Source organism: Trinickia terrae, from assembly GCF_005144415.1.
GTDB classification, from domain to species: domain Bacteria; phylum Pseudomonadota; class Gammaproteobacteria; order Burkholderiales; family Burkholderiaceae; genus Trinickia_A; species Trinickia_A terrae.
In genome coordinates this window covers 505,273-530,844 of record NZ_SWJE01000005.1, presented here as the reverse complement: position 1 = coordinate 530,844, position 25,572 = coordinate 505,273, and the positions used below count along the sequence as shown (strand labels likewise).

The following is a 25,572-nucleotide window of genomic DNA, read 5'->3' as shown; positions in this document are numbered from 1 at the left end:
GGCTTCTCGCTTCAGTGGGTTTCGGTGACTTTGTTCAGATGGCGCGGCGCATCGGGATTGCGCCCGCGAGCGGCGGCAAGGCCGGCGGCCATCACGTAGAACGACAGAATCGCGGCGACCGGATCGAGCGCCGCGTGGTTCGCGGACACGAGCGGCAAGGTCGCCTCGGGCACATCGGAGGGCGCGGCGAGCAGCACGCGCGCGCCGCGTGCGCGCATGTCGCGCGCGAGCTGGACGAGTCCCGCCTGCTCCGGACCGCGCGGCGCAAACACGAAGAGCGGGTAGTCGCGGTCGATCAGCTCCATCGGACCGTGGCGCACCTCGGCGCTCGAAAACGCCTCGGCCTGGATGCCGGAGGTCTCCTTGAGCTTCAGCGCGGCCTCTTGCGCGATCGCAAGACCGAGCCCGCGGCCGATCACGATCATCCGCTCGATATCGCGCAGTTCGCCGACAGCGGTCGACCAGTCGAGCGCGCCCGCGTGGCGCAGGGTATCGGGCAGCGAGCGCAACGCATCGAGCAACTCCGGATCGCGCTGCCAGAACGCGACGAGCTGCGCGGACAGCGACAGCATCGCGACATAGCTTTTCGTCGCGGCGACGGAGAGCTCGGGACCGGCTAACAGAGGCAGATGCCATTCGCAGGCGTCCGCGAGCGGCGAGACCGGAGCGTTCACCGCGGCGACAGTCAGCGCGCCCGCCTGACGCAGCGCGGTCATCGTCCCGACGAGGTCCGGGCTCTTGCCCGACTGCGAAAACGCGAGCGCCAACTGGCCTTGCACGCGCAGCGGCGCTTGCTGGAGCGTCGCGACCGACATCGGCAGCGACGCCACCGGCACGCCGATGCGGCTCATCACGAGGCTCGCGAAATAGCTCGCGGCGTGGTCCGAGCTGCCGCGCGCGACCGTCAGCGCAACGTGGCGCGGCTCGGCGGCAAGCGTCTGCGCGAGCGCCTCGACGCGCGAGGTGTCGGCTAACTGCGCGGCGACCGCCTCGGGACAGGCCAACGCCTCGTTAAGCATATTCGACAATCGATTCTCCTTCGACATAGGTTGCGGTCAGCGCGAGCTCGCGATCGAACACGACGAGGTCCGCCCACGCGCCGCGTGCGATGCGGCCGCGGTCCTCGATGCCGAGATAGTCGGCGGCGTGGCGCGACATGCGGTTCGATACGTCGGCGATCGGCAGGCCGAGCGACACGAGATTGCGCAGCGCCTGATCCATCGTCAGCGTGCTGCCGGCAAGCGTGCCGTCGGCGAGGCGCACGCCGCCGAGGCACTTCGTCACATGCTGGCTGCCGAGACGGTATTCGCCGTCGGGCATGCCGGTGGCCGAAGTGCTGTCGGTGACGACATAAAGGCGCGGGATCGCGCGCAGCGCGGCGCGGATCGCACCCGGATGGACGTGCAGCAGATCGGGGATGATCTCGGCGAACTCGGCATGCGCGAGGGCCGCGCCGACGAGGCCCGGATTGCGGTGATGCATCGGCGACATCGCGTTGAACAAGTGCGTGAAGCCGCAGGCGCCGCGCTTCATGGCAGCGACCGCGTCGTCGTAGGTCGCGAGCGAGTGGCCGAGCTGCACGCGCACGCCGCGCGCGGCCATCTCCGAGATGATGTCGAGGTGCCCGGCGATCTCGGGCGCGAGCGTGACCACGCGGATCGGCGCGATCGACAGGTACTTCAGCACTTCGTCGAGCACGGCCGACACCGCCGCGTCCGGCTGAGCGCCGAGCTTGCCGGGATTGATGTACGGCCCCTCGAGATGGACGCCGAGCACGCGCGCGCCGCCCTGCGTACGCTGCCGCGTGACTTCGCCGAGCGCGGCGACGACGCTCATCAGCTCGTCGCGCGGCGCGGTCATGGTGGTCGCGAGCAGGCTCGTCGTGCCGTAGCGCGCATGGGTGCGGGCGATCGTTTCGATCGCATCGCCGCCTTCCATCACGTCGGAGCCGCCGCCGCCGTGGACGTGCAGGTCGATAAAGCCAGGCAGGATGTACGGCGCATCGTTGGTCGACGGATCGACACGCGCGCCGTCGAGCGCCTTGATACGCCCGCTTTCGAATTCGAGCGTGCCGTGGATCCAGCCGTCGGGGGTCAGTATGTTTCCAGTCAGCATGACATTCTCTGATGAGGCGTAGTGCGGGTTAGAGCCAGCAAGCGTTCGGCATGGCGCGCAGTTCGCCGGAAGCCGGGGGAAGGCAACGCGTCGCAAATATCGCGCATGCCATCCATCAGGTTAGGCGAGCGGAGACGAAATATTCGTGAATCCAGTGGATTGGATGGGCTTGCTTGGACTACCGCGTCGGAGCCCATTATATAACCATAATAGTACCAGTCAATTTACCAGCCCAGGCTCCGGACAAACTGCCGCGAAGCCTTTGCCGGCGCGCCTCACAACGCACCTACCGGCTTGATTCAAAGGGTTTTTCCGGATCGGGATTTACCCGTATCCGCCCCCGGTTTCGATGCGGAATGAGCTCCAGTGGTATGCACGCTTGCCGGGAAATATCCCAATATTCGATACCTGTTTAGCACCACTTCCGTACGCATTCGAAACATGACCCATTTGTCATTGAGGGTCGATCTCCGATCTAATAGAGCTACTTAGTTCATTAATATTCTGAGAGATCCTCGGGGAGTGCGCTCTTTGACAGACTCGACCCTGCTCAAACGCGCGGAGGCCGTCCGCCATTTCAACCGCTTCTATACGAAGCACATCGGGGTGCTGCACGAAAGCCTGCAGAACACCCCATTCTCGTTGACCGAAGTGCGGGTGCTGCGCGAGCTGACGCGCGGGACGGCGTCGACGGCATCTGAAGTCGCGCGCAACCTCGGGCTCGACAGCGGCTACCTGAGCCGCCTGCTGACGAGCTTCGAGCGCCACGGGCTGATCACGCGCCGCCAGTCCGACGCCGACGCCCGCCAGTCGCTGCTTACGCTGACGGAGAACGGCCACGCCGCCTATGAACCGCTCGACGCGGCTGCCGTGAGAGAGGTCTGCGCGGTGCTCGACCGCTTGAGCGACGCGAGGCAGGAGCAATTGATCGCAGCGATGCAGGCAATCGAACAGTTGATCGGCGGCGACTCGCACGTGAGCAGCATCGTCACGCTGCGCCTGCCCGCCGCGGGCGACTACGGATGGATCGTGCACCGGCAGGCGCAGCTGTTCGGCCTCGCGTACGGTGCGGACCCGGCATTCGAGGCGTTCGTGGCGCAGGAGGTCGCCGACTTCGCGCGGCAGCACAATCCGCAGCGCGAGATCTGCTGGATTGCGTCACGCGCGCGAGCGATCGTCGGCGCCGCATTCGTCGCCGCCCAGTCGGAGGCGATCGCACAGTTGCGCCTACTCTTTGTCGAGCCCGAGGCGCGGCGGCTGGGGATCGGCACCCAGCTCGTCGATGAAGCGCTGCACTTCGCGCGCCAGGCCGGCTATTCGAGGCTCGCTCTATCGACCAACGGCGTCCTGAACGGCGCGCGGCGGCTCTTCGAGAGGGCGGGCTTTGCATGCGTGGCCGAATCGCCCGAGCGGCGCTTCGGCCGCAATCTCGTCACGCAGACCTGGGAGTGCCGGCTGTAGCGGACACTGCCTGACAGACGGCCACAAAAAAGGCGTCCCGGCTTGCCCGGGACGCCTTTTTGCGGAGCGTTGAGCTCGAGCCCTGGCCGCATCTGCGCGACGAGGGCGCGGCTCGATCATCAGAACGACGGCACGACCGAACCCTTGAACTGCGTCTTGATGAACTGACGCACGTCCTCCGACTGGTACGCCGCAACCAGCTTCTTGACCCACGGCTTGTCCTTGTCCTGCGCGCGCACGGCGATCAGGTTCGCGTACGGGCTATGGATGTCCTCGAGCGCGATCGCGTCCTTGGTGGGCTGCATGCCGGCGGCGAGCGCGTAGTTGGTGTTGATCGCGGCGGCGTCGACATCGCCGAGCGCGCGCGGCAACTGCGCGGCGTCCAGCTCGACGAGCTTGATCTTCTTCGAGTTCTCGGCGATATCGAGCGTCGTCGCGTTGTTGCCGCTCGCGCCCGCACCGGCCTTCAGCTTGATGAGGCCTTGCGTTTGCAACAACAGCAGCGCGCGGTTCTCGTTCGACGGATCGTTCGGCACGGCGACCTTCGCGCCCGGCTGCAGATCATTCACGGACTTCAGCTTCTTCGAGTAGATGCCGAGCGGCGAAATATAGGTGAGGCCGGCGCTGACGATCTTGTAGCCGCGCTGCTTCACCTGGCTGTCGAGATAAGGCTGATGCTGGAAGCTGTTGGCGTCGAGGTCGCCTGCGTCGAGCGCCGCGTTCGGCTGCACGTAGTCGTTGAACTCGACGACCTTCACCTCGAGCCCTTCGCGCTTGGCCACCTTGGTCACGACCGACCAGATCTGCGCATCCGGGCCGCTGATCGTGCCGACCTTGATGACCTTGTCGTCGGCGTGTGCGCCGGCGCTGGTCATGAGGGCCGCAGCGGCGGCGACGGTGGAAAGGGCTTTCAGAAGGGTTCTACGCTGCATGGGGTACTCGCTTTCTTGCTAAGGCGGAGGATTCGACGCGGGGGCGGCTCTGAAGCGCTCCCCACGGTCAGGGGACGCAATGGTGTCATATCGCCGAGCTTATAGGAAATACCCTAATGGCATATTGATATGCACCAAGCGCGAGCGCGCGATGCACCAGATGACGCCATGCCGTCATCTGGTCCCTGATTCGAATGGTGTGGATTTTTCTGGCGCCGTGCGTCGAAGATGACAAGCGAGCGGGATCAGAAAGTCGTCCAATCGTCGTCGGAGGCCGTGACGGGCTCGCGACGGATCGACGGTGTCGCTGCGGGCGCGGAAGTTGAAGCCGGCGGCGCCGCCGCGGCCGGCGCGGATGCGCCCTTTGGCCCGCTGTGGCCGGCTGCTGGCGCCGGCTTGCGCGCCGCCTCGGCACGCGACGCCCGAGCAGGCGCGCCGGCCGATGCCTGTTTCGCCCCTGCCGATGCCGCCGGCTTCACTGCCGGGCGCGGCGTGGCAACGGCAGCCGGCTTCGCCGTCACCTGGCCGGACTCGCTCACACGGAACGCAGCGATCGAATCCCGCAGCCGCGCCGCCTGATCCTGCAGCGAGGCCGCCGCCGCCGCAGCCTGCTCGACGAGCGCCGCGTTCTGCTGCGTCACCTCATCCATCTGCGTCACCGCGCGCCCCACCTGCGTGATCCCGCTCGCCTGCTCTTCGGACGCCGCTGCAATCTCGCCCATGATGTCCGTCACGCGCCGCACGGCCTGCAGAATTTCAGCCATCGTCGTGCCCGCCTGACTGACCAGCGCGGTGCCGTTGTTCACGCGCTCGACCGAATCGCCGATCAGCGCCTTGATCTCCTTGGCCGCCCCAGCCGACCGCTGCGCGAGATTGCGCACCTCGCCGGCCACGACCGCGAAGCCGCGCCCTTCCTCGCCGGCGCGCGCCGCCTCGACCGCAGCGTTCAGCGCAAGAATGTTGGTCTGGAACGCGATCCCTTCGATCACGCCGATAATGTCGGCGATCTTCTGCGAACTATCGTTGATTTCACCCATCGTGCCGATCACACGATGGACCACCTCGTTGCCCTTCGTGGCGATCTCCGACGCGTTGTTCGCGAGGCCGCTCGCCTGGCGCGCGTTGTCGGCGTTCTGCTTGACCGTGGCGGTGAGCTCTTCCATGCTCGCCGCCGTCTCCTGGAGCGACGCCGCCTGCTGCTCGGTGCGCTGCGACAGGTCGCCGTTGCCCGAGGCGATCTGCTGAGTCGCCGACGCGATCGATTCCGACGACTGGCGGATCTCGCCGATGGTCCGCGCGAGGCGCGTCTGCATGCGATGCATGGCGGCCATCATGCTCGCGGAGTCGTCGGTGCGCAGCACCACGGCGTGCGTCAGGTCGCCCTCGGCGATGCCCGCCGCCAGCTCGGCCGCCTGCTCCGGCTCGCCGCCCAGGCTCTTGCGCACGCTGCGGATGATCTGGAGCATCGCCAGCGTGATCACAATGCCGATCGCGAACACCACGCCGAGATGGATGAGCAGCATGGCGTAGTAAGCGGCGTCGATATCCTTGATGAACACGCCGGTCGCGATCGTCCAGTCCCAGGGCTCGAAACGCGTGGCATAGGTGATCTTGGGGGCTCTCTCCTGACTGTGCAGCAGGCGCCCCTGGTATTGCGCGAAGCCATGCCCGGTCGCCTTGGTGGCATCGAGGATCGATGCAAACACGAGCTTGCCGTCGGGGTCCTTGAAGTCGCCCATGTTCTTGCCGACGAGATCGGACTGGGTCGGATGCATCAGCACCACAGGCCGCGAATCCGACACGAACACATAGCCGCCGTCGCCGCTGTAGCGCATCGCCGCCAGACGGGCGAGCGCTTCGCGCTGCGCGTCGGCCTCGCTCATCTTGCCCGACTGCGAAAGCGCGTAATAGCTTTTCACGACGCCTTGTGCCGCGTCGCCAAGCCCCGCTAGCGCCGCTTTGCGGTCGTCGAGCATGGTGTTGCGCGTTTCGATCGCGCTCCACAGGCCGACGCCCAGCAAGCCCAGCCAGACGAGGAGAACGGCGAGCCACAGCTTGCGGTTCAGAGTCATCGTGTTCATTGCGTGCCTTCCGTAGGGTTGTCCCACTCGTCATGCAACCTTGCGGCGCATTGAGTTGCGTCATGCATAACGGCACGGATGAGCGGCAGCTTGAGGCCTGAAACCAGCGGTCGGGGTCAACGCTGGTCAGACGAATGGCACATATCGAGGCCCGTGCTGGACGGCTGGCCCGCTATGGGGTGACGGAGTTCAAGGCGACGCGGCTCGCGCCGCTATAGGGAAGTGTGCTGCTCTTAGCCAAGCAGTAATTTGAGGTCGTGGACCCAGGGCGTGACGCCCTGGCCGTCGCGCACGAAAAGACGCAGCTTGCCGGTGGTATCGAAGACGTAGCTGGCCGCAGTGTGATCCATCGTGTAGCTGTCGGGCGTCTTGCCCGGCACCTTCGCGTAATACACGCGGAAATCCTTGGCGACCTTGGCGAGCTGCGCGTCGTCGGCGGGACGCAGGCCGACGAACGACGGGTTGAACGCCGGCACGTACTGCGCCAGCAAGGCGGGCGTATCGCGCGCCGGATCGACCGTCACGAACAGCACCTGCACGCGTTGCGCATCGGGGCCGAGCTGCTGCATCGCCTGCGACAGCTCGGCCATCGTCGTCGGACAGACATCCGGGCAATGCGTATAGCCGAAGAACAGCACAACGGCCTTGCCCTTGTAGTCGGCGAGCGTATGCACCTTGCCGCTCGTATCGGGCAGCGAGAAATCGCTGCCGAACTGGGTATTGCCGGTGATGTCGAGATTCTGGAACGCTGGCTGGTCCTTGCCGCATGCGGACAGCAGGAGCGCGCCGCCGAGCGCGCAAAGGGCCACCGCGATGCGCGCCATGCGCGCGACTGTGTTCGTCAGCATCGGGATCTCAGGCGCCGATCAGGGCGCGCGCGTAATGGTCGACCAGGAGCGCCGCGAAGAGCAGCGACAGGTAAACGATCGAGTAGCGGAAGGTTTTACGCGCGAGCGCGTCGGAATATTCCCGGTAAATCTTCCACGCGTACGCGAGGAACACGGCGCCGAGCAGCACCGCCGACGCCAGGTAGAAAACGCCGCTCATGCCCGAGATGAACGGCATCAGCGAGACCGCCAGCAGGATCACCGAGTAGAGGAAGATGTGCAGCCGCGTGAATTGCTCGCCGTGCGTGTTCGGCAGCATCGGCAGGCCGGCGTTTTCGTAGTCCTTGCGGCGGTAAAGCGCGAGCGACCAGAAATGCGGCGGCGTCCAGACGAAGATGATCAGAACGAGAATCCAGGCGTCGCCGGGCACGTGGCCGGTGACAGCGGCCCAGCCGAGCGCCGGCGGCATCGCACCCGACGCGCCGCCGATCACGATGTTCTGCGGCGTCGCGGGCTTAAGCAGCAGCGTGTAGATCACCGCGTAGCCGACGAAGGTGGCGAGCGTGAGCCACATCGTCAGCGCGTTGGTGAACGTGTAGAGCGTCCACATGCCGAGGCCGCCCAATACCGCCGAGAAGAGCAGGATCTGCACCGTCGTGATCTCGCCGCGCGCGGACGGGCGCCATGCGGTGCGGCGCATCAGCGCATCGACCTTCTGCTCGACGAGGCAGTTGATTGCGAACGCAGCGCCCGCCAGCAGCCAGATGCCCGCGGTGCCCCCGATCAGCACCTTCCACGGCACCATGCCCGGCGTCGACAGGAACATGCCGATCACCGCACAGAAAACGGCCAGCTGCGTCACGCGCGGCTTCGTGAGTGCGAGGTATTGGGAGATCCGGGAGCCGGGGGATTGGGAGAGTGTGCTGTCCATGAGGGTCACGCTGGCGCGGCATCGCGTGCAGCGGGTTTGTCAGACACCACAGCGCGGCCGGGACGGCTATAAGCGGTTCGAAAGTTTAGCATAACAGCGAGCAGCAGCAGGACCGCGGCGCCCCCGTTGTGGGCGACCGCGATCGGCAGCGGCCATTGCAGCACGATGTTCGACAGGCCCGTGACGAACTGGATCGCGACCACGAGCAGCACACCGTTCGCGGGCCGCCGCAGCGACTCGAAGCGCCGCAGCTTCAGCGCGAGCCACGCCAGGTACGCGACGACGATGACCGCGAAAGTGCGGTGCGTCCAGTGGATCGCGACGAGCGCGTCCTGCGTGATGACGTCGCCGTCGCTCGTCATGCCGAGTGCGCGCCAGAGGTGGAAGCCGTGCGCGAAGTCCATCGGCGGAATCCACTGGCCGTTGCAAGTCGGGAAATCGGTGCAGGCGAGCACCGCGTAGTTGGTGCTGACCCAGCCGCCGAGCGCGATCTGCGCGATCAGGAGAATCAGGCCCGCCAGCGCCGCGGCCCGGAATCGCGCGGCTTCGGGCTCGTAGGCAGGAACCGGCGTCTGGCGCGCGGCCAGCCAGCCGAGCGCGCCGAGCAAGGCCAGGCCGAGCAGCAGGTGCGTCGTGACGATCACCGGCTGGAGCTTCATCGTCACGGTCCACGCGCCGAACGCGCCTTGCACGCAGATCAGGAGCAATAGCGACGTCGGCCACCACGGCGACACGCGCAGAGGACGCCGCTTGACGCGCGCGACCCAGGCGATCAGCGTCTGCGCGATGATCAGCACGCCGATCGCCGTCGCGAAGTAGCGATGGATCATCTCGATCCAGGCCTTTGTCATGCTGACCGGGCCGGTCGGCATCGCGGCATGGGCGGCCGCGATCTGCGCATGCGCGATGAACGGCGACGACGTGCCGTAGCAGCCGGGCCAGTCGGGGCAGCCTAGCCCGGAGTCGGTGAGGCGCGTGAAGCCGCCGAACATCACCAGGTCGAGCGTCAGGAAGGTCGTGACCCACACGAGCTTGCGGAATTTGCTGTCGTCCGCCTTCACCCACACGTAGGAGAGCGGCAGCAACGCGATGCACAAGCCGATCAGGCCGATCTGCAGTACAAACATCTCAAAATCTCTTCTCGCGATAAATCGGGCACGCGAACCATACCATTGGTCAGCCGATGCTCGACCATTTCAAGAGCCTGGTTACATCACTCTTGATCTTGCTCGGGTCCGGGTTCTTCGGGAACAGCATCATCAGGTTGCCGTTCGGGTCGACAAGGTAGATGTGGTCGGCGTCCGACGTGCCAGCGTCGGCGGGCAGCCAAGCCGCGATCGCCGCGGGATCGGCGGCGAATTTGCGCGTATCCGGGTACGCGCGCGCGATCGCGTCGGGCACCGCACCCGCATCGGTGCGCAGCCAGACGGTCAACACGCGCTCGCGCTCGGCACCTTGCGTCGCGCGCACCTGGCGCATGAAGTACAGCTTGGTCGCGCAGGCGTCGTCGCAAGCGCTGTGATCGACGGTGACCATCAGCCATTTGCCCCGCAGCGAGGCGAGCGGCACGGTCTTGCCGTTCTCGTCGGTGACGGCGAGCGCATCGGGAATCGGCCGTTGCGGATCGATCAGCGCGCCGTAGTTGGTCTTGCCGCCAGCCGGCTTGATGACGTAGTACGTCAGGTACGACACCACGATGGGCGCCGCGCACACCGCCGCGAGCAGCAGCAGCATCCAGCGGCCGCGGTGCCACGAACCGCGCGGCGCGCCTTGAGCAGCGGGACGTGCGCTCGATTCGGCGCGCGGCGAACGGGGAGATTGCGTCGACAAAACGTTGGACCTCTTCAAATGATGCGCGGTGTCCAGGCGCCGCGCCGCCTTGGCCTTGCGGATACGGCTAGCGGGGTTGCGCGCGGCCGGATTGTCCGCCGGACGACGCTGCCTCCGCATTCGCCGCCTGCTCTTTCTTGGCCGCGCGACGCGCGGCATACAGGCCGAAGCCCAGCGCCGCTGCGGCCATGCCCCACCATTGGAGCATGTAGCCGTAGTTGGTTTCGACGCCGAGCGTCGGCGCGGGCCAATCGCGCACGAGCTTGTCGCCGTCGCCGTTCGTCTGCTGAATCACGAACGGCTGCAGCGACAGGCCGGTTTCGGCGGCGTACGCCTTCACGTCGAGGTTCTGCCGGATCTTCTGATGCGGCGCGGAGCCTCCCTGCCCCAGCTCGAACGCGCGCGATGCATCCGCGCGCGCAATGCCTTCTATCTCGACCTCGCCCGGCGGCGTCGCGTAGGGCTCGATCGCCGTGCGGTCGTTGAAATCGCGCGGCAGCCAGCCCCGGTTGACGAGCACATAGCCGCCATCGGACAGTTTAAACGGCATCACCACGTAAAAGCCCGGCTGGTCGTTATACGGACGATTGTCGAGATAGACCGCGAGCTCCGGCACGAACCGACCGACCGCGCGCACGCGATGGTATTCGATCGCTTTCAGCGCGACAGGCGCAGCGGTGACATTCCGAGCCGGAGCGCTTTCATAGCGCGTGATGCTCGCTTCGAGCGCCTCCTTCTGGTGGGCGCGATCGCGCTGCCAGAAACCCAGCCGTATCGTCACGGCCATGACGACCAGGATCAGCAGCGCGGGGAACACTCGAATCTTCATGCTGCGCATCCAGTGATTGCCCGGCCGGGAACGCGCGATGCGATAATCTCAGTCATCCCTTCGTGCTCTTGAGTGTCAACAGGTTCCATGTTTCACGTTCTCGTCGTCATCGCCTTCGTCCTGATCATCGCCAGCCTGGTCTCGGCGCTCTACTTCATGATGCACGACCAAGGCAAAACCAAGCGGATGGTCTGGTCGCTCGCGACCCGTGTCGGCCTCTCGATCTCGCTGTTCGTTTTGCTGTGGCTCGCCCACTGGATGGGCTGGATTCAGTATTCGAACGTGCCGCTCGGCCGCTGAGCGGCACGCGCTTGAAACGACCCGCACGTCCCAAGTAAAAACGCCGCCCGGACGAGGTCTAGGGCGGCGTGCGGGTATTGCATCATTTCCTGCACAGAGCGCTTCGCCGCTAAGCGCGAAGCGCTGCGGCCCGCAGCCCGGAGGCAGCGGGCCTCAATTCCGTTACAGCCAGTAGACCACGACGTACAGACCCAGCCACACGACGTCAACGAAGTGCCAGTACCAAGCCGCGCCTTCGAACGCGAAATGATGTTCCGCCGTGAAATGGCCGCGGATCATCCGCACCATCACCACCGTCAGCATCGTGCCGCCGAGGAACACGTGGAAGCCGTGGAAACCGGTTAGCAGGAAGAACGTCGAGCCGTACACGCCCGAAGCCAGCGTCAGGTTCAGCTCGTTGTACGCGTGGAAGTACTCGAAGCCCTGCATGAACAGGAAGCAGACGCCCAGCACGACGGTGGCGGCGAGCCACGCGATCGCCTTGTTGCGGTGGTTGTCGCGCAGCGCGTGGTGCGAGATGGTCAGCGTCGCGCCCGACGACAGCAGCAGCGCCGTGTTCAGCGTCGGCACCGGCCACGGCGTCATCGACTTGAAATGGCCGACGAGCGCCGCCGGACCGTTGTTCGGCCACACCGCGGAGAAGTCCGGCCAGATCAGCTTGTAGTCGAGGCTGCCCAATTGGTTCAGCGCGATTTCGCGGGCATAGAACAGCGCGCCGAAGAACGCGCCGAAGAACATGACTTCGGAGAAGATGAACCAGCTCATGCTCCAGCGGTAGGACACGTCGACACGCTTGCCGTACATGCCGCCCTCGGACTCGGCGATCGCATCGCCGAACCAGTGCCAGAGCGTGTAGAGGAGCCACAACAAGCCGAGCAGCGCCGTGAAGGGCGCCCACGATTCCTCGTTGATCCACAGCGCGACCGATCCGAGCATGACCAGAAGGCCCACGGCCGCGCTAATCGGGTGCCGCGACGGATGCGGCACGAAGTAGTACGGGCTCTCGTTTTGACCGCTCATTCTTGATTCTCCACTTCAGTCCAGTTGTTCCGGTTTCCCCGGCTGTATCTTCGGCGGCGCGTCGATACCGCACCGCTCTCTCTTGCTTCAGGACCGCGCTTTCAACGAAGCACGCCCTTTCTCAACACGCGCTTTACTTGCCCACCACCGCATGCACGACCAGGATCAGCACGCCAATGAAGATCGCAGCCCCCAGCAGCGCGGCGATGATCACGTGCACCGGATTGAGCTGCGTCGCGTCTGCCTCCAGGTCGCGGCGCTTGCGCACGCCGAAAAACGACCACATCACCGCCTTCATCGTCTTGACGAAGCTGCTCTTGTTGCCGCTACCGCTGCTGCTCATGCCCCCTCCTGCCGCGTACCTGCTCCAGCGGGATTGGCCGGCGCGTTCGCCGCGTCTCCCGCCGTCCCGCGCGTCGCAGGCGCCGGCGTGTTCAATTCGAAGAAGGTGTACGACAGCGTGATCGTCTTCACCTCCTTCGGCAACTTCGGATCGACGACAAACACCACCGGCATCCGCTTCGTCTCATGCGCAGCGAGCGTCTGCTGCGTAAAGCAAAAACATTCAATCTTCTTGAAGTACTCGGTCGCCTGCATCGGCGCGTAGCTCGGAATCGCTTGCGCATGCACCGTCCGGCCCTGCTCGTTCGTCACGCGGTACATCACCGTGGTGACTTCGCCAGGGTGCACGTCGATGTTCGACTGCTCCGGCTTGAAGCCCAGCGGGCCGCGCGCGTTCGCGTCGAATTCGATCGAGATCGTGCGCGACATGTCCACCTGCGTGTTCTTCGCCTCACGCGCCGTGGCGTCGCGCTGCACCAGGTTGTTGATGCCGGTCACCTGGCAGATCGCGCGATACATCGGGATCAGCGCAAAGCCGAAGCCGAACATCAGGAACGCGACGACCACAAGCTTGAGCCGCATCGAGCGGTTAAAGGATCGATCGGCCTCTGGCCGCCGTTGCGTCGACATCGAACTACCTCAACGAACCTGCAAAACTGAACCGGCAAGCGGATCAGGCGAAATAACACTGCTTGATGAAGATACCCACAAAAAAAACGGCGGCGATGGCCAGCAGGATCAAACCTAGCCGGACGCTGCTGGCCCGAATCTGCTCGGGGGTACGCCTTTCTTGTGGATTCCGGGTCATGCTGAATTCTGGTTGCTGGGCTCTTGCGTAAGCGCTTCGCGGGCTTCCGGCCCGGCTCTCGCCGGGACCGGAAACGCCACACTCGACAGCCGGTTATTCGACCGTCGGCGGGTTTTCGAACGTGTGGAACGGAGCCGGGCTCGGCACGGTCCACTCGAGGCCCGTCGCGCCATCCCATGGCTTGTCGCTGGCCTTCTCGAGCTCGCCGCCGCCACGGTAGGCCGGCAGCACCACCGCGAACAGGAAGTAGACCTGGGTCAGACCGAAGCCAAACGCGCCGATCGTGATGACCTGGTTCCAGTCGGTGAACTGCGCCGGATAGTCAGCGTAACGACGCGGCATGCCTGCGAGCCCCACGAAGTGCATCGGCAGGAACGCGAGGTTGAAGAAGATCATCGAGCCCCAGAAGTGGATCTTGCCGCGCGTCTCGTTGTACATCCAGCCCGTCCACTTCGGCGCCCAGTAGTACCACCCGGAGAACAGCGCGAAGAGCGACCCCGCCACCAGCACGTAGTGGAAGTGCGCCACCACGAAGTAAGTGCCGTGGTACTGAATGTCGAGCGGCGCCATCGCCAGCATCAGGCCCGACAGGCCGCCGAACGTGAACACGATCAGGAAGCCGACCGCGAACAGCATCGGGGTTTCGAAGGAGAGCGAGCCGCGCCACATCGTCGCGACCCAGTTGAAGACCTTCACGCCCGTCGGCACGGCGATCAGCATCGTCGCGTACATGAAGAACAACTGGCCCGTCACCGGCATGCCGGTCGCGAACATGTGGTGCGCCCAGACCATGAACGACAGGATCGCGATCGACGCCGTCGCGTACACCATCGAGCTATAGCCGAACAGCGGCTTGCGCGAGAACGCCGGGATCACCTGCGACACGATCCCGAACGCCGGCAAGATCATGATGTACACCTCGGGGTGCCCGAAGAACCAGAAGATGTGCTGGTACATGACCGGGTCGCCGCCGCCCGCCGCGTTGAAGAACGACGTGCCGAAGTGGCGGTCGAACAGCACCATCGTGATCGCGCCGGCGAGCACCGGCATCACGGCGATCAGCAGGTAGGCGGTGATGAGCCACGTCCACACGAACATCGGCATCTTCATCAGCGTGAGGCCGGGTGCGCGCAGGTTCAGGATCGTCACGACGATGTTGATGCCGCCCATGATCGACGAGGCGCCCATCAAGTGGACCGCGAAGATCGCGAAGTCCATGCCCGGGCCCATCTGGGTGGACAGCGGCGCGTAGAGCGTCCAGCCCGCGGCCGTCGCGCCGCCCGGCGCGAAGAACGAGCCGACGAGCAGCACGGCCGCGACCGGCAACAGCCAGAAGCTGAAGTTGTTCATCCGCGCAAACGCCATGTCGGAGGCGCCGATCTGCAGCGGAATCATCCAGTTCGCGAAGCCGACGAACGCCGGCATGATCGCGCCGAACACCATGATGAGGCCGTGCATGGTGGTCAGCTGGTTGAAGAACTCGGGACGCATGATCTGCAGACCCGGCTCGAACAGCTCGGCACGGATCATCAGCGCCATCACGCCCCCGGACAGGAACATGACGAACGAGAAGATCAGGTACAGCGTACCGATGTCCTTGTGGTTGGTGGCGAAAAGCCACCGGCGCCAGCCGTGCGGCGTTTCATGCGCATGATCGCCATGCACATGCTGGTGGCCCGCGGCTACATCGTGTCCGATGCTAGACGACATGAGAATCTCCTAAAGCGAATACTGCAGCACTCGACTGTGATGAACACAGCGACACGTTAAGCACCGGACGCCGGCGCCGCGGCCGAAGCCGCCTCTGCGCCGCTTGCCGCGGTTGCGCCAGTCAGGTGGTCGCCGCCCTCCGGCAGCTTGCCGTTGCGGGCGTCGACGACCTGACGCGGCTGGAGAATATCGCCCGTGTGGTTGCCCCACGAGTTGCGCTCGAAGGTGATGACCGACGCGATCTCGACGTCGTTCAGCGTCGGCGCCCACGACGGCATCGCGTTCTTGCCGTGCAGCACGAGGCCCACGTGCTCGGCGATCGGGCCGTTGGCGATCTTGCTGCCGTCGAGCGCCGGGAATGCGCCCGCGCCCTTGCCGGTCGGCTGGTGGCAGACCGCGCAGTTCGACGTGTAGACCTGCTGGCCGCGCGCCATCAGCTCGGCGAGCGTGTAGGTCTTGTTCGGATCGTCGGAGGCGGCGGCCATTTTCTTCTTCTGGTCGTCGACCCACTTCGCGTAGTCGTCGGCCGACAGCACTTCGACCACGACCGGCATGAACGCGTGCTCCTTGCCGCACAGCTCCGTGCAGAAGCCGCGGTAGGTGCCGACCTTCTCGGCCTTGAACCACGTGTCGCGCACGAAGCCGGGGATCGCGTCCTGCTTCACGCCGAACGCGGGCACGTACCACGAGTGCACGACGTCGTTGGCGGTGGTGATGATGCGGATCTTCTTGTCGACGGGCACCACGAGCGGGTTGTCGACTTCCTGCAGATAGGTATCGGTCTTCGGCGCCGAGCCGTCGACTTCGCTGCGCGGCGTCGTAAGGGTCGACAGGAAGCTGATGCCCTCGCCCGGGCCCTTCACGTAGTCGTAGCCCCACTTCCACTGGTAGCCGGTCACCTTGATCGTGACATCGGCGTTGGACGTGTCCTTCATCGCGACCACGGTCTTCGTGGCCGGCAGCGCCATCAGGACGACGATGATGAACGGCACGATCGTCCAGATGATTTCGACGGTAGTGCTTTCGTGGAAATTCGCGGCTTTGTGCCCCTTCGACTTGCGGTGCGCAAACATCGAATAGAACATCACGCCGAACACGCCGATGAAGATCACCGTACAGAGGATCAGCATGAACGTGTGGAGGTGATAAAGCTCCTCAGCGATCTTCGTCACGGGCGGCTGGAGATTGATCTCGTTGACGGCCGGACCGCCGGGACTGTCGCCGACCGCCAAGGCGGCGTGGGCGCTGAGCAGCCCGCTGCACGCCAGCACGCCCATGAGGGCTCGCTTGATTGTTTTCATAGCTTCCTTACCCAAAATTTCCATTCAAACCCTCGCCTCCCGCATGCTGGCGCCCGCGCTCCGGCCGCTGCCCCGTACAGGCGGGAACGGAACGCGCCGCATGGCATCTAACCGCAGCGCATCAGCGACATGCGCAATTCGCTCGCAAACTGCTTGCGCCGGTATTGCGCGAGATGCTGCCCGATCATGACAGTCTGCCCGCGCGACACGAGCTTGATCGGGTCGCGCAGCGATTCCCCCGGCTCGACTCGCACCCAACGCGGGTTGAACTCGAACTGCGTCAGCTGCTCGGCGCTCATTTGCTCGACGACGAGCCGGTTCGGAAAAAGCAGGATCCGCTCGTAATCGACCGCATGGCGCGCATGTACGACAAACGCCGCCCCCACCACCAGCAACTCGATCCCGGTAAACGGCAACACCAGCCAGGCGCCGCGAAACACCAGCAACAACGCGATCGCCAACGAGAACAGCGCAAGCGATGCATAAAAGCAGACGAACTGACGCGGCGATACCGAGCAGTTGCGCTTCATCAGCCAATCATTGAGGACCGGCTCTTCCGCATCCATCGGCAGATCTGCTGCGTTCATCGCTGCCTCCCCGCGAGGGCTGTCTCGCGCGCCGCGCATCGGGCTTGCCGCGCCGTTTTATGGGGACCGCCGGGCGACAAACTGACGCATTATAGGCGCGTTCAATGGCATCCACAAGCAAAGGACTATCGGCCGACAACCCAGGCACGACAAGCCTTTGCGCGCTTTTGACACAGATTTTTGATGCTGTTTGAAGCGGTAATTTCAGACATAAGGGATGCCATCTTTACCACGTCAAAGATTCCTTGGCCGCCCCCTTCCGATGTCCTCGAGACGCACGATTCCGTGACCTTCGGGCGTCGTGCGCGGCACCGCCTTCCATGCGTGGCCGTAGATCACCTCGAAGGTGAGCGCAATGGTGCCATCGGCGCGCCGCCTGGCTTCCAGCGCCGCCAGCAGCGCCGCGTGAAGGCGCCGCGCCGAGGCTTGGCCGCGCCGGTCGCCGTCCGCGGCGCGCTCGAAGGGGTAGGCGCCCCAGCGACGCACATCGGCGAGCAGCGACTCGGGCGAGCGGTAGGTGATCGTGAGCGTCTCCTGATCCATGACCGGTATCTCGAAACCGCTTTCGACAAGCATGTCGCCCAGGTCGTGCATATCGACGAAGTCGATCACATGCGGACGGGTCGCCACACCGTGCGCTGCCTCGACCTCCGCGTAGGCGCCGCGCAACTCGCGCAGCGTGTCGGGGCCGAGCGTGCTGAACATCAAAAGGCCATTCACCTTCAGCACGCGCTGCCACTCGGGAAACACGAGATCGGGACGCGAATGCCAGTGCAGCGAGAGATTGGACCAGATGAGATCGAATGCGCCCGCCGCAAACGGCAGCGCGGAGAAATCGGCCTGCGCGAGACGCGGGCCGCGCGCGCCGAGCGCCTTGCCGAGAGTAGCGGGCAGGAAACGGCGCCAGCTCGTGTCGGCGGCGTCGTTGCTCTTGGCGCGCATGAGCATGGCGCGCGACAGATCGGCGCCGAAAACCGGCGCCTCGGGAAAGCGTTCGCGCAGGACCGGAAGGTCGTCGCCAGCGCCGCAGCCCGCATCGAGCACGTTCGCCGGGCTCACCTTGATGTAGTCGAGACGCTCGCGCATGCGCTGCGCGATCTCGCGCGGCAGAAACGCGACGTCGCCGAACCCGGTGGCGCGGCGGTCGAAAATCTGCCGCAAGCGCCGGGCATCGTAGGCCGGACGGCTAGACTTTGCGGGAGTTGGGGACATGGCGGTCGAACTGGCGAAGAGCCCGAAGTATACTCGCTCGCTCCGATCCCTTCAGCGGAGGAGGTCCGGCGTGAGGCGCGCGATGAAATCGCAGTTGTTAACGGCATGTGCGTCGCGGCCCGGACGTTATCTCGAAAAGGCCGCTCGCGCATGGGTTGCAGGAGCGCCAGCGCTCGCCGGCCGGCTCGCGCAGGTCGTCCTGCCCAATCTATGCGTCTTGTGTGGCAATTTGTCGCAGCGGACGATTTGCGCCGGCTGCGACGAAGCCTATTGGAACGAAGCGCGTCTGCGGTGCGTGGCTTGCGCGCTGCCTTTGTCGTCGCTGGGCCGCAGACGGGAGCCGAAAGGAGCAGCGTGCTATCGGTGCAGCGATTGCGCAAGCTCGCGTCCGCCGTTCGACGCGACGCTGGCGCTTGCGGACTATCGCGCGCCGCTCGACAGCCTCGCGCTCGGTCTCAAGTTTCGCGCGCGCCTTGCGCTCGGACGCGAGTTCGCGGCCCGTCTCGCGCAACTCGCCGACGACCGGCTCGCCCCCGGCGAGTGGCCCGACGTGATCGCGCCCGTGCCGCTCGCGAGCCGCCGGCTGGTCGAGCGCGGCTTCAACCAGGCGTGGCAAATCGCGAAGCCGCTTGGGCGTGCACTGCGCGTTCCGGCCGATGCGACGCTGGTCGAGCGCACCGCCTATACGGCGCCGCAATCGCGGCTCGACCTCGAGGCGCGGCGGCACAACGTCGGCACGGCGTTCCGAGTCGAAAAGCCGGTGCGCGGCCTGCACGTGGCAATCGTCGACGACGTGATGACCTCCGGCGCGACGCTCGAAGCGCTCGCGCGTACGCTGAAGGCAGCCGGCGCGCGGCGCGTGACGAACTTCGTTGCGCTGCGCACCCCGAAAAACTAGCCTTGCATTGATCGAATCATGTTCAACGTCGTTCTCGTCGAACCCGAAATTCCGCCGAACACCGGCAACGTCATCCGGCTGTGCGCGAACACGGGCGCGCGCCTGCATCTGATCGAACCGCTTGGCTTCCCGCTCGACGATGCGAAGATGCGCCGCGCCGGCCTCGACTATCACGAATATGCGCGGATGCAGGTGCATCGCGATTGGGACGCGCTCGTCGCGGCCGAAGCCCCCGATCCGACGCGCATGTTCGCTTTCACGACACGCGGCTCGGGACGCTTTCACGACCACGCATTCCTGCCTGGCGACTGGTTCGTATTCGGCGCGGAAACGCGCGGCCTGCCGGCTGCCGTGCTCGACCGCTTTCCGAGCGAGCAGCGCGTGAGGCTGCCGATGCGGCCGGGCAATCGCAGCCTGAATCTGTCGAATACGGTGGCGGTCGTGGTGTTCGAGGCCTGGCGTCAGGCGGGCTTCGAAGGCGGCGCCTAGTCAAGGCCGGCGCGCCAGCTCGGCTTCGTAGAGTGCGAGCATGTCGGCGCCGAAGCAAGCGAAGACGACCCGCTCGATCGACGCAACAGAAGGCAAGGTTTCGATGACCGTGCCGACCGCGATCCGCACGGCCTCTTCAGCAGGAAAGCGATAGACGCCGCAGCTGATGGCAGGAAACGCGATGCTCCCGCAACGGGCGTCGCGCGCGAGTTCGAGGGAGCGCCGATAGCAGGACGCAAGCTTTCCCGCTTCACCACGCCCGCCTCCGCCCCATACCGGCCCCACCGCGTGAATCACGTGCTTGGCGCGCAAGTCATGGCCACGCGTGATTTTTGCGTCGCCAGTCGCGCAGCCGCCGAGCGTTTCGCACTCGCGCAACAGGCCCGGCCCCGCGGCCCGGTGAATCGCGCCATCGACGCCGCCACCGCCCAGCAGCGACGTATTCGCCGCATTGACGATCGCGTCGACCGCGAGCGTAGTGATGTCGACGGCCTGTGCCTCGAGCGTGCATTGACCGATGGTGAGCATGGCGGCCTCCGTGAACCTCGACGTCGCATCATTGTGCGCCCACGCGGTCACGGCGAAGTTTTCATCGATTCGCCGACCGAGACTTCGACGGACGGCCCGGCGCGCTCACTCCGCGCGCGCATCCCGCCGCAGCAACGCGCTGACGGCATCGCGCGGCGCCACACCGTCGAACAACACAGCGCAGACAGCTTGCGTAATCGGCATCTCGATCGCGTGCGCGCGCGCGATCGCGAGCACGGCTTGCGCGCAGCGTACGCCTTCCGCGACATGGCCGAGAGCGGCGAGGATATCGTCGAGCGTGCGCCCGTCGGCGAGCTGCAAACCGACGGTGCGATTGCGCGACAGATCCCCCGTCGCGGTCAGGATCAGATCGCCGAGCCCGGTCAGCCCGGTGAACGTTTCGGCCCGGCCACCGAGCGTCACGCCAAGGCGCGACATTTCGGCGAGACCCCGTGTGATGAGAGCCGCGCGCGCGTTGAGCCCAAGCCCGAGCCCGTCGGCAATACCGGTGGCGATCGCCAGCACGTTCTTCACCGCGCCGCCGACTTCGACGCCGACGACGTCGTCGCCGGTGTAAATCCGCATGGCCCCGTGATGGAACGCCGCCAGCGTCCGCTCGCGGCACGCTTGCGACGCGCTCGCCACGGTCAACGCGACCGGCAGGCCAAGGCTGACTTCGCGCGCGAAGCTCGGCCCGGAGAGCACACCGTTGCTCGGATGACCGGCCAGCTCGGCAGCGATCACCTGATGCGGGAGCAACTGCGTATCGGCTTCGAAGCCCTTGCAGACCCAGACGATATGCGCGGGTACTTGCTGCGCATCGCGCATGGCGCGGCACAGCGCACGCAAGCCCGCGACTGGCGTGGCGACGACGCACAGCGCGTCATCGCCTGCCGCATGAGCGAGCGCCACGCCCAGATCGGCCTCATAGCGAAGCGCGTCCGGCAGCGCGACGCCGCGCAGGTAGTGCGTGTTTTCGTGCGTGGAGGAGAGTTCGGCGACGAGCGAGCTGTCGCGCGCCCACAGCACCGCATCGTCATGGGTGGCCAGATGGCCGGCCAGTGCGGTGCCCCATGCACCCGCGCCGAAAACGGCGACCTTCATACCCGGCACCGCTCGCAAGCCTTAGTGCTGCGTCGCGCCGTTCTGCGCGTTGCCCGACTGGCCAGCATTGATCTGCGCGAGACGCTGCTCGTAGAGCGCCTGGAAGTTGATCTCGGCCAGATGGATCGGCGGGAAGCCCGCGCGGGTGATCGCATCGGCGATGTTCGAGCGCAGGTACGGGAACAGGATCGTCGGGCACGCGATGCCGACGAGCGGATCGATCTGCTCGGCCGGAATGTTGCGGATGTCGAAGATGCCCGCTTGCTTGGCTTCGATCAGGAACGCGATCTTCTCGGAGACCTTGGCCGTGACGGTGCCGGTGACCAGGATTTCAAACACGCTTTCAGCGAGGCGCTCGGCCTTGACGTCGACTTCCACTTCGACCGACGGCATCTCCTGCTCGAGGAAGATCGCCGGCGAGTTCGGCTGCTCGAGCGACAGATCCTTCAGGTAGATGCGCTGAATGTTGAAAAACGGCTGGTTGTTCTGGTCCGACATGGTGACTCCCTAGATAGATTCGATGTGGCCGGACGCAATCCGTCCACTAAGTGTGTATTCCGGTCGCCCGGCGGAACGCGCGCCCTGCACGCTTCGCTTGACGCCCGGACACCGGGCGCGCGCGGATACAGCAGGGGCCGCTACATAGCTGACAAAGTGACAAAGGCGACCGCGGCGGCGCGGCCCTTAAAAACCGAGGCCCACCCCGAGCACGACAGCCGCCTCAGGCCGCCTCGAGCAGCGGCAGCAAACCGCCCGCGCGATCGAGCGCGGACAGATCGTCGTAGCCGCCGACATGCGTATCGCCGATGAACACTTGCGGCACGGTGCGGCGGCCGGTGCGCGTCATCATCTCCTCGCGCCGCGCAGGGTCCTTGTCGATCAGCACTTTTTCGACGTGCTGAACGCCGCGCGACTTTAAAAGACGCTCGGCCATCTGGCAATACGGGCACACCTGCGTGCTGTACATGACGACGTTGTTCACTTCGCAACTCCTTGCTTGACGACCGGCATGCCGGCCTGCTGCCAAGCGTTGACGCCGCCTTGCAGCACATGGACCTCGGTGTAGCCCGCCTCTTCGGCAATCCGCACCGCCTTGTGCGACTGCTGACCGGTCTGGCAGACGAGCAACACCGGCGTACCCTTATTCTTGGCGATCTGGCCAATTTTCGCTTGAAGCTCCGCGAACTCAACCTGACGGGCCTGCGGCAGGTGGCCGGCCGCGTAATCGGCGGCGGGCCGCAGGTCGACGACCACGGCGTTGCGCCGGTTGATCAACTGCGTCGCCTCCGCGGCGGACAACCCTCCGCGGCCGCGCCGGGCAATGGTCGGCCACAACAGCAACCCTCCCGATATGAGGAGGATCGCGATCAATACAAGGTTCGTGTAATCGGTGAAAAACTTCACGAAAGAATCCGCCGGAAAAAGAGAAATCGAAAATGACAATCCCGCCATTATAAAATAACCGTTTGACCCGATGGCGACGGCCCGCTCGACGGCCGCCTCAGCCCATCGCACTCAAGCGGCTTCCTCACTACCGACCGGCATCTCTCATGCACAAGCTCGTCCTCATCCGCCACGGCGAATCGACGTGGAACAAGGAAAACCGATTCACCGGCTGGGTCGACGTCGACCTCACCGAACAAGGCAACCGCGAAGCGCAGCAGGCAGGCCGCCTCCTCAAGGAAGCGGGCTTTACGTTCGACATCGCCTACACGTCGGTGCTCAAGCGCGCAATCCGCACGCTCTGGCACGTGCAGGACCAGATGGACCTGATGTATCTGCCGGTCGTCCACTCGTGGCGCCTGAACGAGCGCCATTACGGCGCGCTCTCCGGCCTGAACAAGGCGGAAACCGCCGCGAAATACGGAGACGAGCAGGTCCTGGTCTGGCGGCGCAGCTACGACACGCCGCCGCCCGCGCTCGACCCGAGCGACGAGCGCACCTCCTACGCCGACCCGCGCTACGCAAAGGTGTCGCGCGAGGAGCTGCCGCTCACCGAATGCCTGAAGGACACCGTCGCGCGCGTACTGCCGATCTGGAACGAATCGATCGCGCCGGCCATCAAGGCGGGAAAGAAGGTGGTGATCGCCGCGCACGGCAACTCGCTGCGCGCGCTGATCAAGTACCTCGACGGCATCTCGGACGAGGAAATCGTTGGCCTGAACATTCCGAACGGCGTGCCGCTCGTCTACGAGCTCGACGCCGACCTCAAGCCGATCCGCCACGAATACCTGGGGGACCCCGAAGCGATCGCCAAGGCACAGGCCGCCGTCGCGAAGCAAGGCAAGGCGGGCTGACAATCCGCCTTCGGGGCGGCACCGTGGCCAATCGGCCGCCGTGCCGCTCCGAAGCGGCGCGGTGCTTGCCGGCGCCTTCGCTCGGCACCCAGTCCCGGCTCATTCGCGCCACACAATATTCACCGCCCGAAACGCCGGATTGCTGCGTGCCGCGCAGGCCGGCGAACCTGCTCGAGCGTTCGCTGTCGAACGGCGATTACCGTCTCGAATCCACCGCACGCAAGGCTTGCAGTTATACTTGCTCGACTCCGCTACAGGCGCACCCACACGCTCCCGACCGCAACAGACTCTATGCGAACGAAACTCAAGAACATCGGCCTGATTGCCGCGGGCCTGGCTACCGGCGTTTTCGCGACGCTGCAACTGTCGGCCTCCGCCCAGCAGGCCGTCTCAGCCCCGCTGCCGCTCGACCAGCTGCGCCTCTTCGCCGAGGTGTTCGGGCAGATCAAGCACGATTACGTCGAACCGGTCGACGACAAGAAGCTCCTCACTGCGGCGATCAAGGGCATGGTGTCGAGCCTCGACCCGCACTCGTCGTATCTCGACAAAACCGACTACGAAGAGCTTCAGGAGCAGACCAAGGGGCGCTTCGCCGGCCTCGGCATCGAGATTTCGCAGGAAGACGGCCTGATCAAGGTCATCTCGCCGATCGAAGACACGCCGGCCTTCCGCGCGGGCATCCGTCCGGGCGACCTCATCACCCGCATCAACGACAAGCCTGTGCGCGGCATGACGCTCGACCAGGCGGTCAAGCAGATGCGCGGCGACCCGGGCACGAAGGTCACGCTGACCATCTTCCGCAAGAGCGACGACCGCACGTTCCCGATCACGGTGACGCGCGCGATCATCAAGGTCCAGAGCGTGAAGATGAAGATCCTCGCGCCGGGCTACGCCTACATCCGCATCACGAGCTTCCAGGAGCGCACGGTGCCGGATCTGGCCGCCAGAATGCAAGACATCGCGCGTCAGCAGCCAGGCCTGAAGGGCCTCGTCATCGACCTGCGCAACAACGGCGGCGGCCTGCTGCAAAGCGCGGTCGGCGTCGCGGGCGCGTTCTTGCCGCCGGATTCGGTCGTCGTGTCGACCAATGGCCAGATCCCCGATTCGAAGGAGGTCTACCGCGATACGTACGATAACTACCGTCTGCCGTCGTTCGATTCGGACCCGTTGAAGGGCCTGCCGCCGATCTTCAGGACCGTGCCGATGATCGTGCTGACCAACGCCTATTCGGCGTCGGCGTCGGAGATCGTCTCGGGCGCGCTGCAGGATCAGCATCGCGCGCTGATCATGGGCAAGACGACGTTCGGCAAGGGCTCGGTGCAAACCGTGCGCCCGCTGACGGCCGACACGGCGCTGCGCCTGACGACCGCCTACTACTACACGCCGACCGGCCGTTCGATCCAGAACAAGGGCATCCGTCCCGACATCGCCGTCGACCAATACGCCGACGGCGATCCGGACGACGCGCTCGTGACGCGCGAAGTCGACTACTCGAACCACCTCGCGAACCTGCAGGATCCGAACGAGAAGAAGGAAGAGGAAGAGCGTGAGCAGCGCCGGCTGCAGCAACTGCAGCAGCTCGAGGAGCAGAACGACAAGAAGACGCCGGAGCAGCGCCAGAAGGACCGCGACCGCAAGCCGGTCGAGTTCGGCTCGACGGACGACTTCATGCTCCAGCAGGCACTGAACAAGCTCGAAGGCAAGGCCGTGGTCGAATCGAAGTCGATCGTCGAGCGCCAGCTCGCCGAGAACAAGCCGGAGCGTTCGGCTTCGGCGCCGGTCGCGGTGAAACCGGCGTTGCCGGTGACGCCGGGCTCGGACTCGGCGCCGGCCTCCGCGCCTCAGCCTGCTGCTTCGCAGAGCAAGTAACGCCCGCTCAAGCTCGTGTGTCTTCGCAGCCTCGCCGCTGCGAAGACACCGCCTCCCGCGCGACTAGAATAAAGACAACGACCTTTCGCGCAGCACGCATT

General features: G+C 65.3%; 27 protein-coding genes and 1 pseudogene. 6 read left to right on the top strand and 22 right to left on the bottom strand.

What is annotated here, in order from left to right; all coding sequences use genetic code 11:
* Positions 1 to 11 precede the first annotated feature (11 nt).
* A complete protein-coding gene (locus tag FAZ69_RS11720) occupies positions 12 to 1,019 on the bottom strand; it encodes an SIS domain-containing protein (RefSeq protein WP_136894958.1) in 1,008 nt (335 codons plus the stop codon).
* Positions 1,012 to 2,115: an N-acetylglucosamine-6-phosphate deacetylase gene (gene nagA, locus FAZ69_RS11715; protein ID WP_136894490.1), complete on the bottom strand. Its 1,104-nt coding sequence runs from the start codon at positions 2,113 to 2,115 to the stop codon at positions 1,012 to 1,014. Before nagA ends, FAZ69_RS11720 begins: the two co-directional genes overlap by 8 nt.
* A 531-nt stretch (positions 2,116 to 2,646) precedes the next feature.
* On the opposite strand from nagA, the gene FAZ69_RS11710 reads away from it, so the two are divergent.
* Positions 2,647 to 3,576 carry a bifunctional helix-turn-helix transcriptional regulator/GNAT family N-acetyltransferase gene (locus FAZ69_RS11710; protein ID WP_136894488.1) on the top strand — a complete coding sequence of 310 codons (930 nt, stop codon included), beginning with the start codon at positions 2,647 to 2,649 and terminating at the stop codon, positions 3,574 to 3,576.
* 119 nt (positions 3,577 to 3,695) lie between these two features.
* Here FAZ69_RS11710 and FAZ69_RS11705 read toward each other — a convergent pair whose 3' ends face one another.
* From FAZ69_RS11705 to FAZ69_RS11675, 7 genes are all read right to left on the bottom strand, one after another.
* A complete protein-coding gene (locus FAZ69_RS11705) occupies positions 3,696 to 4,508 on the bottom strand; it encodes a MetQ/NlpA family ABC transporter substrate-binding protein (protein ID WP_136894486.1) in 813 nt (270 codons plus the stop codon).
* 245 nt (positions 4,509 to 4,753) lie between these two features.
* A complete protein-coding gene (locus tag FAZ69_RS11700; RefSeq protein WP_136894484.1) occupies positions 4,754 to 6,589 on the bottom strand; it encodes a methyl-accepting chemotaxis protein in 1,836 nt (611 codons plus the stop codon).
* Positions 6,590 to 6,822: 233 nt separating this feature from the next.
* A complete protein-coding gene (locus FAZ69_RS11695) occupies positions 6,823 to 7,437 on the bottom strand; it encodes an SCO family protein (protein WP_136894482.1) in 615 nt (204 codons plus the stop codon).
* A 7-nt stretch (positions 7,438 to 7,444) separates the two neighbouring features.
* Positions 7,445 to 8,347 (bottom strand): heme o synthase, encoded by a 903-nt coding sequence (gene cyoE, locus FAZ69_RS11690; RefSeq protein ID WP_136894480.1) that lies wholly within the window; start codon positions 8,345 to 8,347, stop codon positions 7,445 to 7,447.
* A 5-nt stretch (positions 8,348 to 8,352) separates the two neighbouring features.
* A complete protein-coding gene (locus tag FAZ69_RS11685) occupies positions 8,353 to 9,474 on the bottom strand; it encodes a COX15/CtaA family protein (RefSeq protein WP_136894478.1) in 1,122 nt (373 codons plus the stop codon).
* Between the two features lie 49 nt (positions 9,475 to 9,523).
* Complete coding sequence (locus FAZ69_RS11680; RefSeq protein ID WP_136894956.1) at positions 9,524 to 10,177, bottom strand: SCO family protein; 654 nt, start codon at positions 10,175 to 10,177, stop codon at positions 9,524 to 9,526.
* A gap of 67 nt (positions 10,178 to 10,244) precedes the next feature.
* On the bottom strand, positions 10,245 to 11,006 hold the full coding sequence (locus tag FAZ69_RS11675) for an SURF1 family protein (RefSeq protein WP_136894476.1): 762 nt from the start codon (positions 11,004 to 11,006) through the stop codon (positions 10,245 to 10,247).
* A gap of 87 nt (positions 11,007 to 11,093) precedes the next feature.
* Between FAZ69_RS11675 and FAZ69_RS11670 the strand changes: the two genes are divergently transcribed.
* Positions 11,094 to 11,306, top strand: coding sequence for a twin transmembrane helix small protein (locus FAZ69_RS11670; RefSeq protein ID WP_136894474.1), 213 nt, complete (start codon positions 11,094 to 11,096; stop codon positions 11,304 to 11,306).
* 162 nt (positions 11,307 to 11,468) lie between these two features.
* Here the strand turns inward: FAZ69_RS11670 and FAZ69_RS11665 are convergent, their stop codons facing one another.
* The 8 genes and pseudogenes from FAZ69_RS11665 to FAZ69_RS11635 all read right to left on the bottom strand — a co-directional run bounded on the left by FAZ69_RS11665 (position 11,469) and on the right by FAZ69_RS11635 (position 18,286).
* Positions 11,469 to 12,326 carry a cytochrome c oxidase subunit 3 gene (locus tag FAZ69_RS11665; protein WP_136894472.1) on the bottom strand — a complete coding sequence of 286 codons (858 nt, stop codon included), beginning with the start codon at positions 12,324 to 12,326 and terminating at the stop codon, positions 11,469 to 11,471.
* Between the two features lie 133 nt (positions 12,327 to 12,459).
* On the bottom strand, positions 12,460 to 12,669 hold the full coding sequence (locus FAZ69_RS11660; protein WP_136894470.1) for a DUF2970 domain-containing protein: 210 nt from the start codon (positions 12,667 to 12,669) through the stop codon (positions 12,460 to 12,462).
* Positions 12,666 to 13,298 carry a cytochrome c oxidase assembly protein gene (locus FAZ69_RS11655; protein WP_136894468.1) on the bottom strand — a complete coding sequence of 211 codons (633 nt, stop codon included), beginning with the start codon at positions 13,296 to 13,298 and terminating at the stop codon, positions 12,666 to 12,668. The genes FAZ69_RS11660 and FAZ69_RS11655 overlap by 4 nt, the downstream gene beginning before the upstream one ends.
* A gap of 43 nt (positions 13,299 to 13,341) precedes the next feature.
* Entirely contained in the window at positions 13,342 to 13,476 is a 135-nt protein-coding gene (locus FAZ69_RS33845) for a cytochrome oxidase small assembly protein (protein ID WP_240702191.1), read from the bottom strand.
* Between the two features lie 93 nt (positions 13,477 to 13,569).
* Positions 13,570 to 15,186 (bottom strand): cytochrome c oxidase subunit I, encoded by a 1,617-nt coding sequence (gene ctaD / locus FAZ69_RS11650; RefSeq protein WP_136894466.1) that lies wholly within the window; start codon positions 15,184 to 15,186, stop codon positions 13,570 to 13,572.
* A 59-nt stretch (positions 15,187 to 15,245) separates the two neighbouring features.
* A pseudogene (gene coxB / locus FAZ69_RS11645) lies at positions 15,246 to 16,511 on the bottom strand (cytochrome c oxidase subunit II); the annotation flags it as partial.
* 83 nt (positions 16,512 to 16,594) lie between these two features.
* Positions 16,595 to 17,074: a DUF2244 domain-containing protein gene (locus tag FAZ69_RS11640; RefSeq protein WP_136894462.1), complete on the bottom strand. Its 480-nt coding sequence runs from the start codon at positions 17,072 to 17,074 to the stop codon at positions 16,595 to 16,597.
* A gap of 234 nt (positions 17,075 to 17,308) precedes the next feature.
* Positions 17,309 to 18,286, bottom strand: coding sequence for a methyltransferase domain-containing protein (locus FAZ69_RS11635; RefSeq protein WP_136894460.1), 978 nt, complete (start codon positions 18,284 to 18,286; stop codon positions 17,309 to 17,311).
* A gap of 82 nt (positions 18,287 to 18,368) precedes the next feature.
* Between FAZ69_RS11635 and FAZ69_RS11630 the strand changes: the two genes are divergently transcribed.
* Entirely contained in the window at positions 18,369 to 19,184 is an 816-nt protein-coding gene (locus tag FAZ69_RS11630; RefSeq protein WP_136894458.1) for a ComF family protein, read from the top strand.
* A gap of 18 nt (positions 19,185 to 19,202) precedes the next feature.
* The gene (gene trmL, locus FAZ69_RS11625) at positions 19,203 to 19,673 is read left to right on the top strand and encodes a tRNA (uridine(34)/cytosine(34)/5-carboxymethylaminomethyluridine(34)-2'-O)-methyltransferase TrmL (protein ID WP_136894456.1); all 471 of its coding nucleotides are present in this window, start codon (positions 19,203 to 19,205) and stop codon (positions 19,671 to 19,673) included.
* Here the strand turns inward: trmL and FAZ69_RS11620 are convergent, their stop codons facing one another.
* The 5 genes from FAZ69_RS11620 to FAZ69_RS11600 all read right to left on the bottom strand — a co-directional run bounded on the left by FAZ69_RS11620 (position 19,674) and on the right by FAZ69_RS11600 (position 22,709).
* Positions 19,674 to 20,201 (bottom strand): O-acetyl-ADP-ribose deacetylase, encoded by a 528-nt coding sequence (locus tag FAZ69_RS11620; RefSeq protein WP_136894454.1) that lies wholly within the window; start codon positions 20,199 to 20,201, stop codon positions 19,674 to 19,676.
* Positions 20,202 to 20,306: 105 nt separating this feature from the next.
* On the bottom strand, positions 20,307 to 21,305 hold the full coding sequence (locus FAZ69_RS11615; RefSeq protein WP_136894452.1) for an NAD(P)H-dependent glycerol-3-phosphate dehydrogenase: 999 nt from the start codon (positions 21,303 to 21,305) through the stop codon (positions 20,307 to 20,309).
* A gap of 21 nt (positions 21,306 to 21,326) precedes the next feature.
* On the bottom strand, positions 21,327 to 21,803 hold the full coding sequence (gene secB / locus FAZ69_RS11610; RefSeq protein ID WP_136894449.1) for a protein-export chaperone SecB: 477 nt from the start codon (positions 21,801 to 21,803) through the stop codon (positions 21,327 to 21,329).
* 223 nt (positions 21,804 to 22,026) lie between these two features.
* Entirely contained in the window at positions 22,027 to 22,287 is a 261-nt protein-coding gene (gene grxC / locus FAZ69_RS11605; protein ID WP_136894447.1) for a glutaredoxin 3, read from the bottom strand.
* Entirely contained in the window at positions 22,284 to 22,709 is a 426-nt protein-coding gene (locus FAZ69_RS11600; protein WP_136894445.1) for a rhodanese-like domain-containing protein, read from the bottom strand. The genes grxC and FAZ69_RS11600 overlap by 4 nt, the downstream gene beginning before the upstream one ends.
* Before the next feature lie 146 nt (positions 22,710 to 22,855).
* Here FAZ69_RS11600 and gpmA point away from each other — a divergent pair, with 146 nt between their 5' ends.
* The gene (gpmA, locus tag FAZ69_RS11595; protein ID WP_136894443.1) at positions 22,856 to 23,602 is read left to right on the top strand and encodes a 2,3-diphosphoglycerate-dependent phosphoglycerate mutase; all 747 of its coding nucleotides are present in this window, start codon (positions 22,856 to 22,858) and stop codon (positions 23,600 to 23,602) included.
* Positions 23,603 to 23,893: 291 nt separating this feature from the next.
* Positions 23,894 to 25,471 carry a S41 family peptidase gene (locus FAZ69_RS11590; RefSeq protein ID WP_136894441.1) on the top strand — a complete coding sequence of 526 codons (1,578 nt, stop codon included), beginning with the start codon at positions 23,894 to 23,896 and terminating at the stop codon, positions 25,469 to 25,471.
* Positions 25,472 to 25,572: the final 101 nt, after the last annotated feature.

Excerpts from the sequence above, each read along its gene's own strand:
- FAZ69_RS11720 (WP_136894958.1), bottom strand. The coding sequence starts at position 1,019 with ATGCTTAACGAGGCGTTGGCCTGTCCCGAGGCGGTCGCCGCGCAGTTA.
- FAZ69_RS11590 (WP_136894441.1), top strand. The coding sequence starts at position 23,894 with ATGCGAACGAAACTCAAGAACATCGGCCTGATTGCCGCGGGCCTGGCT.
- FAZ69_RS11620 (WP_136894454.1), bottom strand. The coding sequence starts at position 20,201 with ATGCTCACCATCGGTCAATGCACGCTCGAGGCACAGGCCGTCGACATC.
- gpmA (WP_136894443.1), top strand. The coding sequence starts at position 22,856 with ATGCACAAGCTCGTCCTCATCCGCCACGGCGAATCGACGTGGAACAAG.
- nagA (WP_136894490.1), bottom strand. The coding sequence starts at position 2,115 with ATGCTGACTGGAAACATACTGACCCCCGACGGCTGGATCCACGGCACG.
- FAZ69_RS11705 (WP_136894486.1), bottom strand. The coding sequence starts at position 4,508 with ATGCAGCGTAGAACCCTTCTGAAAGCCCTTTCCACCGTCGCCGCCGCT.
- FAZ69_RS11630 (WP_136894458.1), top strand. The coding sequence starts at position 18,369 with ATGAAATCGCAGTTGTTAACGGCATGTGCGTCGCGGCCCGGACGTTAT.
- FAZ69_RS11685 (WP_136894478.1), bottom strand. The coding sequence starts at position 9,474 with ATGTTTGTACTGCAGATCGGCCTGATCGGCTTGTGCATCGCGTTGCTG.
- FAZ69_RS11660 (WP_136894470.1), bottom strand. The coding sequence starts at position 12,669 with ATGAGCAGCAGCGGTAGCGGCAACAAGAGCAGCTTCGTCAAGACGATG.
- ctaD (WP_136894466.1), bottom strand. The coding sequence starts at position 15,186 with ATGTCGTCTAGCATCGGACACGATGTAGCCGCGGGCCACCAGCATGTG.
- FAZ69_RS11615 (WP_136894452.1), bottom strand. The coding sequence starts at position 21,305 with ATGAAGGTCGCCGTTTTCGGCGCGGGTGCATGGGGCACCGCACTGGCC.
- FAZ69_RS11635 (WP_136894460.1), bottom strand. The coding sequence starts at position 18,286 with ATGTCCCCAACTCCCGCAAAGTCTAGCCGTCCGGCCTACGATGCCCGG.
- secB (WP_136894449.1), bottom strand. The coding sequence starts at position 21,803 with ATGTCGGACCAGAACAACCAGCCGTTTTTCAACATTCAGCGCATCTAC.
- FAZ69_RS11670 (WP_136894474.1), top strand. The coding sequence starts at position 11,094 with ATGTTTCACGTTCTCGTCGTCATCGCCTTCGTCCTGATCATCGCCAGC.
- FAZ69_RS11695 (WP_136894482.1), bottom strand. The coding sequence starts at position 7,437 with ATGCTGACGAACACAGTCGCGCGCATGGCGCGCATCGCGGTGGCCCTT.
- FAZ69_RS11640 (WP_136894462.1), bottom strand. The coding sequence starts at position 17,074 with ATGAACGCAGCAGATCTGCCGATGGATGCGGAAGAGCCGGTCCTCAAT.
- cyoE (WP_136894480.1), bottom strand. The coding sequence starts at position 8,347 with ATGGACAGCACACTCTCCCAATCCCCCGGCTCCCGGATCTCCCAATAC.
- FAZ69_RS11675 (WP_136894476.1), bottom strand. The coding sequence starts at position 11,006 with ATGAAGATTCGAGTGTTCCCCGCGCTGCTGATCCTGGTCGTCATGGCC.
- FAZ69_RS11655 (WP_136894468.1), bottom strand. The coding sequence starts at position 13,298 with ATGTCGACGCAACGGCGGCCAGAGGCCGATCGATCCTTTAACCGCTCG.
- FAZ69_RS11700 (WP_136894484.1), bottom strand. The coding sequence starts at position 6,589 with ATGAACACGATGACTCTGAACCGCAAGCTGTGGCTCGCCGTTCTCCTC.
- FAZ69_RS11665 (WP_136894472.1), bottom strand. The coding sequence starts at position 12,326 with ATGAGCGGTCAAAACGAGAGCCCGTACTACTTCGTGCCGCATCCGTCG.
- trmL (WP_136894456.1), top strand. The coding sequence starts at position 19,203 with ATGTTCAACGTCGTTCTCGTCGAACCCGAAATTCCGCCGAACACCGGC.
- FAZ69_RS33845 (WP_240702191.1), bottom strand. The coding sequence starts at position 13,476 with ATGACCCGGAATCCACAAGAAAGGCGTACCCCCGAGCAGATTCGGGCC.